General features: G+C 67.6%; 11 protein-coding genes. 6 read left to right on the top strand and 5 right to left on the bottom strand.

Annotated elements, in window-relative coordinates; translation table 11 throughout:
- The first annotated feature begins 100 nt into the window (after window positions 1–100).
- On the top strand, window positions 101–1165 hold the full coding sequence (locus tag DFLDMN_RS24795; protein WP_423200421.1) for a catalase family peroxidase: 1065 nt from the start codon (window positions 101–103) through the stop codon (window positions 1163–1165).
- Window positions 1162–1707, top strand: a complete 546-nt coding sequence (locus DFLDMN_RS24800) for a cytochrome b (RefSeq protein ID WP_423200422.1) — start codon at window positions 1162–1164, stop codon at window positions 1705–1707. The genes DFLDMN_RS24795 and DFLDMN_RS24800 overlap by 4 nt, the downstream gene beginning before the upstream one ends.
- Window positions 1708–1743: 36 nt before the next feature.
- Here the strand turns inward: DFLDMN_RS24800 and DFLDMN_RS24805 are convergent, their stop codons facing one another.
- The gene (locus tag DFLDMN_RS24805; RefSeq protein WP_423200423.1) at window positions 1744–2889 is read right to left on the bottom strand and encodes a citrate synthase family protein; all 1146 of its coding nucleotides are present in this window, start codon (window positions 2887–2889) and stop codon (window positions 1744–1746) included.
- Window positions 2890–3037: 148 nt separating this feature from the next.
- Between DFLDMN_RS24805 and DFLDMN_RS24810 the strand changes: the two genes are divergently transcribed.
- The 4 genes from DFLDMN_RS24810 to DFLDMN_RS24825 all read left to right on the top strand — a co-directional run bounded on the left by DFLDMN_RS24810 (window position 3038) and on the right by DFLDMN_RS24825 (window position 6658).
- Window positions 3038–3991, top strand: a complete 954-nt coding sequence (locus tag DFLDMN_RS24810) for a 2-hydroxyacid dehydrogenase (protein ID WP_423200424.1) — start codon at window positions 3038–3040, stop codon at window positions 3989–3991.
- A 76-nt stretch (window positions 3992–4067) separates the two neighbouring features.
- Window positions 4068–4751 (top strand): fumarylacetoacetate hydrolase family protein, encoded by a 684-nt coding sequence (locus DFLDMN_RS24815; protein WP_423200558.1) that lies wholly within the window; start codon window positions 4068–4070, stop codon window positions 4749–4751.
- Between the two features lie 55 nt (window positions 4752–4806).
- Window positions 4807–5565, top strand: a complete 759-nt coding sequence (locus DFLDMN_RS24820; RefSeq protein WP_423200425.1) for an SDR family oxidoreductase — start codon at window positions 4807–4809, stop codon at window positions 5563–5565.
- A 142-nt stretch (window positions 5566–5707) separates the two neighbouring features.
- Entirely contained in the window at window positions 5708–6658 is a 951-nt protein-coding gene (locus tag DFLDMN_RS24825) for a Bug family tripartite tricarboxylate transporter substrate binding protein (RefSeq protein ID WP_423200559.1), read from the top strand.
- A 66-nt stretch (window positions 6659–6724) separates the two neighbouring features.
- On the opposite strand, the gene DFLDMN_RS24830 is transcribed toward DFLDMN_RS24825, so the two are convergent.
- The 4 genes from DFLDMN_RS24830 to metC form a co-directional block, all read right to left on the bottom strand.
- Entirely contained in the window at window positions 6725–9004 is a 2280-nt protein-coding gene (locus tag DFLDMN_RS24830; RefSeq protein WP_423200426.1) for a molybdopterin-dependent oxidoreductase, read from the bottom strand.
- A 10-nt stretch (window positions 9005–9014) separates the two neighbouring features.
- Window positions 9015–9995 carry a Bug family tripartite tricarboxylate transporter substrate binding protein gene (locus DFLDMN_RS24835; RefSeq protein ID WP_423200427.1) on the bottom strand — a complete coding sequence of 327 codons (981 nt, stop codon included), beginning with the start codon at window positions 9993–9995 and terminating at the stop codon, window positions 9015–9017.
- 146 nt (window positions 9996–10141) lie between these two features.
- Window positions 10142–11158, bottom strand: a complete 1017-nt coding sequence (locus DFLDMN_RS24840) for a M14 family metallopeptidase (protein WP_423200428.1) — start codon at window positions 11156–11158, stop codon at window positions 10142–10144.
- On the bottom strand, window positions 11142–12356 hold the full coding sequence (gene metC / locus DFLDMN_RS24845; protein ID WP_423200429.1) for a trans-sulfuration enzyme family protein: 1215 nt from the start codon (window positions 12354–12356) through the stop codon (window positions 11142–11144). Before metC ends, DFLDMN_RS24840 begins: the two co-directional genes overlap by 17 nt.
- Between the last annotated feature and the right edge of the window lie 63 nt (window positions 12357–12419).

Raw genomic sequence — 12419 nt, forward strand, 5'->3', positions numbered from 1 at the left:
CGCGGGCGGACGCATGTCCTAGAATGTTGGGGTTTGTACGGACCATCGCCATGGCACACGTCCGCCCCCGCAAGACTGTACCGACCCTGCCGAGAGTGTGATGAACAATACACAGAAGACGCCGTCGTCCACGGCTTCCCATGCGCCCCGCCTTGCCGCCATCGGCCTGTGCGTAGCCGTCATTGCGGTCGCATTCGCCTATACCGGAGGCTGGCTGTCGCCAGCACGCCTGACCCCCGCCAAAATCGTCGATTCGCTGGCCCCGCCCGGCGGGGCGGTAAAAGGCTACCGGCGCAATCATGCCAAGGGCATCTGCTTTACGGGTACGTTCGAGTCCAACGGGGCCGGCACCAGCCTGTCGCGCGCGACCGTGTTTCAGACCGGGTCTTATCCGGTGACCGGACGCTTCAACCTGGCCGGGCCCGTGCCGACCATGGCGGATAGCGCCGGTCGGGTGCGCGGCCTGGGCCTGCGCATCCAGACGCCGGACGGGGACGAATGGCGTACCGCCATGATCGACCCGCCGTTCTTTCCGGTGGCGCGGCCGGACGACTTCTATGCGTTGCAACTGGCCAGTGCCAACAAGGGCGATCCGTCGGTACTCAAGCGATTCGCGGCCACCCATCCGTCGGTGGCTGCGTTCGGGGCCTGGGCCAGCAGCGCGCCGTTTACCGAGTCCTACGCCGAAGATCGCTACAACAGCCTCAACAGCTCTGTTCTGACCAATGCGCAAGGCCAGGACAGTACCGTGCGCTGGTCATTCATCCCCACCGCGACGCCGGTGCCGATTGCCCCGGAAGCGCTCAAGACGCGCGCCCCCAATTTCCTGTTCGAGGAGATCACCCAACGGGTGGCCAGCGCCCCGCAGACGTGGACGCTGGTGATGACGGTGGCCCAGCCCGGGGATCCCACCGCCGATCCCAGCCAGGCTTGGCCCGACGATCGCCGCAAGGTCGAAGTCGGCAAGCTCGTGGTCAGCAGGATCGAGCCGGAACCCGACGGCCCATGCCGCGATCTCAACTTCGACCCGACCGTGCTGCCGTCAGGCATGCGCACCTCGGACGATCCCTTCCCCGCTGCCCGCTCGGCTGCGTACTCGGTGTCCTACAACCGCCGTACCGCCGAAGAGAAAGACTATCCGCATACCCCGCAGGAGCAGCCATGAGCCAGGTCCGTTCCCACTTCACGCCGTGGCAGCGCGCGCTGCATTGGATCATGGCGCTCTGCATCCTTGCCATGCTGTTTATCGGCGTCGGCATGGTGTCCACCGTCACCCCCAAGTACCTGACGCTGGTCGATATCCACAAGCCGCTTGGCATTGCCATCCTGCTGCTGGCGCTGATCCGGCTTTATGTGCGGTGGCATAGCGGTACACCACCGCTGCCGGCGAGCATGCCCGCGCCGATGAAGCTGGCGGCCAGGCTGTCGCATTACGCGTTCTATGCCCTGATGATCGCGATGCCGCTGCTGGGATGGTCGATGCTGTCGGCGGCGGACTACCCGGTGATGGTCGCGGGCATGCGCCTGCCGCCCATCGTGGCACCGGACGCGACCTTGCATAGCGTACTCTGGAATGCGCACCGTACGCTGGCGTTCTGCTTTTTCGCGCTGATCCTCGTGCACCTCGCCGCGGCGCTGTTCCATGCCTGGATCCGGCGCGATGGCGTGTTCGAAGCGATGACGTCGGCGCGCGGCGAGCGTTCCTGACCGCCGTCGTCGCCATCGCTGCACCCGCCCAAGGCCCTACCGTTGCAGGTCGATGGCGGGGCCTACATAACGCCCGCGCGGACGGATGACCTGCCCGACCGCAAGCTGTTCCAGGCTATGCGCAAGCAGCCCCACGCTGCGCGCCGTGGCGAACATGGCGAATGCGGCGTCGTCGGGCAGGCCGCAGTGCGTGACGAGGGCGGCCAGCGCGACATCGATATTGGGATGCAGCCCGGTCAGGTGCGTGGCCTTGTCGATAAAGCGCGCGATCACCGGCGGCGGGTCGAACAATGCCAGCAGCGCCATGGCGCGCGGGTCGCCCTCCGGATAGAGGTGGTGGCCGAACCCGGGCAGCGGCAGCCCGGTCGACAGGTAGTGCGCAACGATGTCGTCCTCGCCGCATCGCTCCACCTCGCTGAAGAGCGCCCGCACCCGTCCCGACGCATCGCCGTGCAACGGCCCCGACAGCGTGGTGAGGCCGGACAGCAGGCAGGCGGGCAGCGAGGCGCCATTGGATGCCGCGATGCGTGCCGCAAACGCGGAGCTCGTCAGCTCATGATCGAGCAGCAGCACCATCGCCGTGCGCAACAGCTCGCCCGTTTGCGCGGGTTGCTTCCAGCCGCGTGTCAGCCGCATATGCAGCGGCAACTGACCCGGTTGCGCGCCGAAGGCGTTCGCCAGTAATCCCACCAGTGTCTGGCTCTCCCCATGGAGCACGCGCGCCATGCGCCCGTGGGTGGAATGGCCGGTGGCCGCCAGTTCGGCGAGCGCCTTGAACGCGGCCACGCGGCCGGGCTGGCCCACCCGCGCCGAAGAGGAAAAATCGACGGGCTGCTCCGCATCCCACAGCAGATGCGCGGCCTCCTCCAGGGTCGCCGATCGGGCCAGCGCCACCGCATCCTGTCCACGGAAATACAAACGCTCCCGCACGAAGGTGGAAATCGCGGTGGGAATGCTGGGCTCCGCGCCAAACAGCGTGTTGGTGGCCAGCGTCTCGAACTTGCGGCCGGCCTGCTTGCGCCGCGCCAACGTCGCGATGTCCTCGGCCCGGTACAGGCTGCGGCGCGTGTCCGCCGGATCGGACGTCACTTCGATCTTGCCGCGGCTGACATACGCATAGACCGTCTGCGGCCGCACCTTCAGACGCTTGCACGCCTCGTCCATCGATATCCAGGAACCCATCGTTTTCCCCACCTGCTTTTCCCCCTGCTTTCCCGACATGGGTCATGCATTCGCCTCAAATTATGTTGATTTTATATATCAAGATTGCGTCAACAATCAACTATTGCCTACGATGCATCCACTCTCACGCCGGACCTCACCACCGCACATGAAGCCCAACATCCTGCAACTGAATCCCATCCTGATTCCCGCCGCCAACCAGGAGCTTGCCGAGCGCTACCAGGTGCACAAGTTTTTCGAAATAGCCGACCAGGCCGCGTGGTTGCAGCAGCATGGCGCATCGATGCAAGCCGTCGTGACCGGTGGCCACACCGGGATTTCCCGCGCGATGCTGGAACAACTGCCGGCGCTGAAGGTGGTGGCCGTCAACGGCGTCGGCACCGATGCCGTGGACCTCGCCTATTGCCGTGCGCGCGGCCTGCCCGTCACGGCCACGCTGGGCGCATTGACCGAGGACGTGGCCGACCTGGCCATCGGCCTGCTGATCGCGGCCTGCCGCAATATCTGCGCGGGCGACCGCTTCGTCCGCGACGGCCAGTGGGAACTGCATCCCTCACCGTCCGCGATTCCGCTCGCACGCCGGTTCAGCGGCATGCGCGTCGGTATCGTCGGCATGGGCCGCGTGGGACGCGCGGTGGCCACGCGTGCGGCGGCGTTTGGCTGCCCGATCCGTTATACGGACCTGCGCGCGATGGATGATGTGCCGTACCCCTTCGTGGCCGATCTGACCGAACTGGCGCGCGACAGCGATGCGCTGGTGCTATGCGCGGCCGCGGACAAGGCCGAAGGCATTGTCAATGCCGCGGTACTCGATGCGCTGGGCCCACGCGGCTTTCTCGTCAACGTGGCACGCGGCCGCCTGGTCAACGAAGCGGATCTCGCGCAGGCGATTGCGGCCGGCAGCATCGCCGGCGCGGGGCTCGATGTCTTTGTCGACGAGCCGCGCGTGCCGCTGACGCTGCGCCAGTCCGACCGCACCACCTTGCAGGCCCACCGCGCCAGCGCCACGTGGGAGACGCGCGCGGCCATGGCCCGCATGGTGCTGGACAGCGTGGCGGAGGCGCTGGCCGGCAAGCGCCCCACCATGAGCCTGACCACCTGAGCCTGCCCCTGAGCCTGCCCCTGAGCCTGACGCCCGAGCCCGACCACCTGAGCCAGCCCTGCCGGAAAGCCACGCCATCATGGACTTCGTTCTGTCGCCGCCATTGCCGCGCGCCGTTCCCGTCGCCGATAGCACCGCGTACTTTGCGATTGCGCGCGTCTTCTGCATCGGCCGCAACTACCGCTGGACGCCGGACGAAGCGGCACCGCGCGATATGCCCGGCTGGTTCATGAAGCCAGCCAGCGCCGTCGAGCTGGCCGGTGAACCCCTGCCCTACCCGCCCGGCACCGCGGCATTCTGTCCGGAGGTGGAACTCGTGGTGGCCATCGGCCATGGCGGACGCGACATCGCCACGCATGCCGCGTTCGATCATGTGTGGGGCTATGCGGCGGGTCTCGACATGACGCGCCGCGATCTGCAACAGCATGCCAGGCGCACTGGCGCGCCATGGGAGCCGTCAAAGGCGTTCGATCATTCGGCACCGGTCACACCGATCATGCCGGTATCGCGCTGCGGACACCCGCGCGAAGGCGCGATCCACCTGTCCGTCAACGGCGTCGAGCGTCAGCGTGCCGACCTGGCCGGGCTGCTGTGGCCGGTGCCCGACCTCGTCGCCATGCTGTCCCGCTCGGTTGCCTTGCAGCCAGGCGATCTCATTTTTACCGGCACCCCGGCAGGGGTCGCACCCGTGCAGCGCGGCGACGTGATCCACGCCGGGGTAGCGGGCGTGGGCGAGCTCACCCTGACCGTCGGCGGATGACCGCCGTCGCCGCGCCGCCCTGGCTTACAACGACCACAACCTGTCTGGAGACCCCTTGAACGCTTCCCCAAAGATCGCCCTGGTGACCGGTGCCGGCAGCGGCGTCGGCCGTGTTACCGCCCTGGCCCTGCTCGACGACGGCTGGACGGTCGTGCTGGCCGGCCGCCGTGCCGATCCCTTGCAGACGCTGGTGGCGGAAGCCGGCGCACGTGGGCAGACCGCGCTGGCCGTGCCGACCGACGTGACCAATCCGGCCAGCGTGCAGGCCCTGTTCGACACCATCGAGCAGGAATTCGGCAGACTCGACCTGCTGTTCAACAACGCGGGCGTGAATGCGCCGGCCGTGCCGATGGACGAATTGCCGCTGGACAAGTGGTTCAGCGTCATCGACACCAATATCACCGGCGTCTTCCTGTGCGCGCGAGCCGCGTTCGGCCTGATGCGACGCCAGTCGCCGCAAGGCGGCCGCATCATCAACAATGGCTCGATCTCGGCCCATACGCCACGTCCGTTCACGGCACCGTACACCGCCAGCAAGCACGCCGTCACGGGCCTGACCAAGGCGCTGGCGCTCGACGGCCGGGCCTTCCATATCGCGGCGGGCCAGGTCGATATCGGCAATGCGCTGACCGAACTGTCCGAACGCATGACGCGCGGCGTGCTGCAGGCCAACGGCACCACGGCGCCGGAGCCGATGATGGACGCGCGCCACGTAGCCGATGCGGTGCGCCATATGGCATCGCTGCCGCTCGACGCCAACGTCCTGAACATGACCGTCATGGCGAGCGCCATGCCGTTTGTCGGCCGCGGCTGACACCGCGACCAGTTTCCCGCGCTGGCACGGCTTCGCATCCGTGGCAGCGCGCCACAGAGTTGACACAAGTTAACCAGCATTCGACAACAGGAGACCACCCATGCGAACCTCTGCACAAACGCTCAGGACCTTCCTCGGCGCGATGACCGGCTGTGCCGCCATGATGATGGCGCCCGGCATGGCATCCGCCCAGGGCACCTATCCCACCCGTCCGGTCACCATCATCGTGCCGGCGCCCGCCGGCGGCGGCATCGACCTGATCGCCCGCGTGGTCGGCGAGAAGCTGTCGGTCAAGCTCGGCCAGCCGTTTATCGTCGAGAACAGGCCAGGCGCGTCGAACAACCTGGGCACCGCGGTCCTGGCCAACGCGCGGCCGGACGGCTACACCATCGGCATCGTGGGCGGCAGCCACAATATCAACAAGTTCCTGTTCAAGAATCTGGGCTGGGATCCGCAGAAGAGCTTCGAGCCGATCGTCTATACGCACGAGATTCCGCTCGTGTTTGCCGTCTATCCCAAGCTGCCGGCCAAGACCGTGCCGGAACTGGTGAGCTGGATGAAGGCCAATCCGGCCGAGGCCAAGGTCGCCACCTCCGGGCGCGGCAGTGCCCAGGAAATGGCCGCCGAAATGTTCCGCATGGTGACCGGCGCGCCAATCCTGCTGGTGCCTTACAAGGGCTCGTCGGCCGCGCATCCCGATCTGATCGCGGGTCGTACCGTACTGTTCATCGACACCATCAGCGCGGTTCAGGAGCAGGTAAAGTCCGGCAATCTGCATGCCCTCGCCGTATCCACGCGCAAGCGTTCGAAGGCGCTGCCCAATGTGCCCACCGCCGAAGAGCAAGGACTCAAGGGCTACGATGCCAACACCAATGGCGGCTTCCTCGCGCCCGCGGGCACGCCCAAGGACATCGTCAACAAGCTCAACGTCGAGATCAACGCCATCCTGAAACTGCCGGAGGTGCGCGCCAAGCTGGAAGCCGCCGGCATCGACGTGCAGGGCGGTACGCCGCAGGACTACGCCGCGGTGATCCAGTCGGACCTGGTCAAATGGGGCAAGGTCATCAAGGAGGCGGGGATCCAGGCCGAGTAATCTTTCGCGCGGCCGACGGAGGCGACCCGGGCCGAACGGGTCGCTCTGCCAGTCGTACCAGAGCCCTTATCCATGAGGCATATCCTGCGTGGGCATATCCGCCATGAAGCGCGATACCTGCACCAGACAGCTCATCGCATTCGGTCCCTGCGTCAGGTCCGAGGTGCCGATATCGAGTGTCAGGGTGTTGGCGGCACCCGCGCGGTCCATGCCGTCGGCGTCGGGGTCGTACCAGGCGCCGGTGGCCATCACGGCGACGCCGGGGGCAACGCCGTCGCTGACGGCCAGTCCTGCGGCGATGGTGCCGCGGGCGTTGTACACGCGCACGCGCATGCCGGGCTGCAAGCCGCGGGCGGCGGCATCGGCGGGATGCAGCGTGATGCGTTCCGCGCCGGCAATCTTGCCGGCTTGTGCGAGCGGTGCGGGATCGAGCTGGCTGTGCAGCCGGTCGGCGGGTTGGACCGACACCAGATGTAGCGGATGCTGGCGCGCTTCCGGTGCGCCGAGCCATTCGATCGGCGGCTGCCAATGGGGATGCGTGCCGCAATCGGCGGACAGCTCGCCCAGCGCGGCACTCGCCAGTTCGATCCGGCCGCTCGGCGTGCGTAGTGGATGCGCGTGCGGATCGCGGCGGAAATCGTCGAACAGCACGAAGTCCTGAGCGGGCGCCGGCAGCGCCGCATACCCGGTCCGCCAGAAGGCGTCGAACTCGGGCAGCTCGATGCCGGCACGCGCCTGGGCATCGCGGCAACGCGCGTAGATCGTACGAATCCAGCTGCGTTCGTCGCGCTGTTCGGTGAATGTGTCGCGATAACCGAGCCGCTCCGACAGTTCGGAAAAGATATCGAAGTCGCTGCGCGCCTGATGCAGCGGCGCGATAGCCTGGTGCATCGCCAGTACGTAGCGGTCGCGCGACGATCCGCCGATGTCGTTGCGTTCCAGCGCGGTGGTGACCGGCAGCACGATATCGGCGTGGCGTGCCGTGGCGGTCCAGCAGATGTCCTGCACGATCACCGTCTGCGGCCGGGCCCAGGCCTCGCGCAGGCGCGACAGTTGCTGGTGATGATGGAACGGATTGCCGCCGGCCCAGTGGACCAGCCTGACGTCGGGATAGTGGCGCGTCTCACCGCGAAAACGATATGCGCTGCCCGGATGCAGCAGCATGTCCGACAGCCGGGCGCACGGAATATCGAGGTTGGCCGGATTGCGGCCCACGGGCATCTCGGGGCCGGGCGTTGCCACGCGCGGATTGCCCACGCCGTTCATCGAGCCGTGACCGAAGCCAAAGCCACCGCCCGGCAGGCCGATGTGGCCCAGCATGGCGGCCAGCGCGATGGCCATCCAGTACGGTTGCTCCCCGCGATGCTGACGTTGCACGGCAAAGCTGCACGTGATGTAGCTGCGCTGGCGCGCGAGCTGGACAGCTAGTTGCGCGATGCGGTCGGCGGGAATGCCTGTGATGGCCGAAGCCCAGGCCGGCGTCTTGGCGATGCCGTCGCCATGGCCAAGCAGGTAGGCCTCGAGCTGGTCCCAGCCGCTGCAGTGCGACCGCAGGAACGCCGCATCGTGCGCCTCCAGGCGCCGGACCTCGTACGCCAGCGCGAGCATCAGCGCCACATCGGTGTTCGGTCGGATCGGAATCCACTCGGCGCCGAGAAAATCGGGACAATCGTCGCGCGTGGGACTCACGTTGATGACCGTGGCGCCGCTAGCCGCCAGCTTGCGCAGCCAGCCTTCCTGCGTATGTTCGGCCGCACCGCCGGACGAGACCTGACCGTTCTTGAGCGCGAGTCCGCCAAAGGCGAGAAAGACCTCGGTATGCGCGAGCAGGCTGGGCCACGCGGTCACGCGCCCGGTCAGCGGCCGGTCCGTGCCGATCACATGTGGCAACAGGAACTGGGCGGTCCCCCAGCTGTAGTTGCCAACCTGATCCACGCAACCGCCGCCGGCAAAGTGGAAGCGCCGGATCAGCGAACGCGCATGATGGAGGCGCCCCGCCGACGACCAGCCGTATGAACCGCCGAACACGCCCGACGGTCCGTGCCTGGCACGCACGCGCGCGATCTCGCCGGCGACCAGGTCGAGCGCCGCCTCCCACGACACTTCGACAAACGTATCGCGGCCGCGCGCGGCGCCGTCCGACGCCTCGCGCCGCTCCAGCCACCCGCGCCGCACCATCGGCGTGCGGATGCGCGTGGGGGAATACACCATGGGCACGATGGCGTCGAGCAACGGCGATGGATTTGGGTCCGCCGCGAAGGGCTCGCAGCGAATCAGCCGGCCATCGTCGACCACGGCGGTAAAGGCGCCCCAGTGCGCCAGTTGCGGGTAGCGGCGAACGGTCACGATAGCAATCTCAATCGCCCTGGATGCCGGCCTTGCGGATCAGGTCGCCCCATTTGGCGCGTTCGGACGCCAGCAGCCTGGCAAACTGCTGCGGCGTGTCGGCGGTGGCGTCCATGCCCGATACGGCCAGGCGCTGCCGGATATCGGGATCGGCCATGACCTTGACCAGTGCCCGGTTCAGTTGCGCGATCACATCGGCGGGCGTGCCGGCCGGTGCTACCAGGCCGTACCAGTTGGTGACGTCGTAGCCGGGCACACCGGATTCGGCCACCGTCGGCACGCCCGGAAACTGCGCCGAACGCTGCGCGGTCGTCACGGCGAGCACACGCAGCTTGCCCGACGCGATCAGCGGCTTGGCCGACGGGTCGGAGAACGTGATCGGCACGATGCCGCCCATCACGTCGGTCAGCGCCGGCGTGGTGCCCTTGTACGGCACGTGCTGCATCTGCAGGCCCGTCAGCATCTTGAGCTGCTCCGCCGCGATCTGGCCGATCGTGCCGTTGCCGCCGGACGCATACGAGAATTTGCCATTGGCGCTGCGCACGGCGGCGAGCAACGCGTGGACGTCCTTGTAAGGCGAGTCGGCACCCGTGACCAGTACGTTGGGCATGGTCACCAGCACGCTGATCGGCGCAAAGTCCTTCTGCGGGTCGTACGGCAGCTTGCGCAGGTTCGGCCAGATGGTGAACGAACCGGGCGTGGCCACGTAGAGCGTATAGCCGTCCGGCGCGGCTTTCGCCACCATGTCGGTGGCGATCAGCCCGCCCGCACCGGGGCGATTGTCGATGATGACGTTGGCCTTCAGTTGCGTGGCCAGGGCCGGAGCCACGGCGCGCGCCAGCGCATCGGCGCCGCCACCGGGTGGAAAGCCGACCACCACACGGATCGGCTTGTTCGGATCGGGCCAGGCGGCATGGGCGGCGGGCGCGGCAAGCGTGCCGATCATGGCGAGGCAGGGAATCATCTGGCGCAGGGCGCTACGGGTAAGCATGGTAAGACTCCGGCGAATCAATCTGGACTTCGTGGCAACTGGGAAGTTGGGGGAACGTTGTCGTGCTGGCCGAGCGTTGGTGTTGTTGTATTGGCGGTGTACGTCGTGCATGCGGCGTACTTGCGCGCGTGACCTTCGGTCGACGCTCAGGCGACAGCCACCGTGTCCCATTCCCACGCCACGAACGCCAGGCGTTCGCCGGTGTGGACCACAGGATCGCTGCGCAGGCCGATCAGGACGCCGTCGCGCGACAGCGGCCTGACCGCCGTGAGCGAAGCGTCCAGCCTGAGCGTGTCGCCGATGGAGGCGCCTTCCGGCACGAGGTCGCCGGCGCGCGCCGCGGGAATAAACAGCCCGCCTTCGTCGGCCGTGATCCAGCCGCGCCGCGTGACGCGACGCAGTTGCGTGGCGGCGGGTCTGGCCGCGGGCGCTGCGAGGATGCCCATCTGCACGGCCAGCCCCTGGAAGCCGGTCTCGGCCACGGCGATATTGTCGGGCTCGAAGCGGCTGCCGCTCCCGAGTTCCAGCATGAACGCGCAAATGCCGGCGGCCAGGCACTGGTAGTCGAGTGCGCCCGCGATATTGCCGGGCAGCTCGCCCTTCCCGCCCACATCCTGCTGGCAGGCCACATGCGGATGGAACGGCGCCATCGCGGCCAGCACCTCGGCCTCGGTCACGCCGCTTTGCGGATGCACCTTGTAGACCGTGTACGGGCGTGCATCGAACAGCGGGTTCATCGTATGCAGGTTGATCAGGACATCGGCCACGCCGCGCACTTCACTGATCAGCGCGTGCGCCAGCCGCTCCGAAATCAGCCCGCCGGCATGGCCCGGATAGGTCTGGTCGAGGTCGAGCTCGTCGTACGGATTACGCTTGCGGCGTGCGTCCAGCGCGTGCGGATTGCCGGTCGGCGTGACCACCACGTTGCCGCGCATGGTGGCCGGATCGAGACTGCGCGCAAAGCGCAGCGCCGCCACCATGCCGTTGATTTCGTCGCCATGCACCTGGCCATGCAACCATAGCGTGCGGCCGGGACGGGCGCCCCGCACCGCGACGTAAGGCAGCGTGACGGCCATGCCCGAGGCCATCGAGCCGACGGGGAGGTGCCCGCTGGTGCGGGCCGGGGCGGACGATTGGCGCAGCCAGTCACCGATGATCGACATGGGAAGACTCCTGTTCAGTGGAAGCGAGATCGGCAATGGCATCGAACGCCTGGGCCAGGTCGGCCAACAGGTCGTCCACGGCTTCGAGCCCGATATGCAGGCGAATCACGACGCCGTGGCCCGACCAGTCGGTGACGCTGCGCGCGCGGCGCATGTCGGCCAGCACGGCCAGGCTTTCGAAGCCGCCCCACGATGCGCCGATACCGAACAGCCCGAGGCTGTCGACAAAACGCTCAGGGGCTACCGGCGCGCGCGTGCGCAACGTGAACGACAGCAGGCCATTGGTGCCATGGCAGTCGCGTTGCCAGAGCGCGTGATTGGGGTCACCGGGCAGCGCGGGACACAGTACGTCGGCCACCTCCGGACGATCGCGCAGCCAGCGCGCCACGGTCAGCGCGCTCTGTTGATGCTGGGCCAGCCGCGCGCCAAGCGAGCGGATGCCACGCTGCACCAGGTAGGCGTCGTCGGGGCTCACCGTCATGCCGAAGGCGTCGGTCATCGCCGCCAGTTCCGGCCATGCGGCCTCGGTGGTGCAGACCGTGCCCATCATCACGTCGGAATGGCCACCGAGATACTTGGTGGCGGCCATCAGTGAAATATCGGCGCCGAGTTCGAGCGGGCGATACAGCACGCCGGAGCCCCAGGTGTTGTCGGCCGCGACCAGCGCTCCATGCGCGTGCGCCATGGCGGCCACCGCGGGCAGGTCGCAGATCTCGTACGCGAGCGAGCCGGGCGCTTCCACATATACGAGGCGCGTGTCGGCGCGCAGCCTCGCCTGCAGATCGGCGCCGTCGGCCGCGTAGAAATCGGTGGCAATGCCGTGCTGGCGCAGGAAGCCGTTGGCGAGGTTGCGCACCGGCTCGTACACGCAATCGGGCAGCAGCACATGCTGTCCCGGTCGGACATAGGCCAGGATCGTCATGGCAGCAGCGGCCAGTCCCGACGGAAACAGGCGCGTGCGGTAGCCGCCTTCGAGCGCCGTGACCATGTCTTCGAGCGCGAAGTTGGTGGGATTGCCGCGTGCGCCGTAGGTAAACAGTCGCTCGCTGTCGCGGCGCGTGCGCATCTCGCGCTGCTGTGCCACGGAGTCGAACAGCACGGTGCTGGCGCGCACCACGGGTGGGTTCACGGGCTGGCCACCCTGCACGTCGGCTGTGCGTCCGGCATGCGCAAGGCGGGTAGAGAGCGATGGCGTCATGGTTGACCTGTGGGGTTGGCTTGTCGTGGGGAGTGGCGGCGCAAGGACCGTGCCTTGTGATCG

Source organism: Cupriavidus sp. H19C3, from assembly GCF_049393815.1.
Lineage (GTDB): Bacteria > Pseudomonadota > Gammaproteobacteria > Burkholderiales > Burkholderiaceae > Cupriavidus.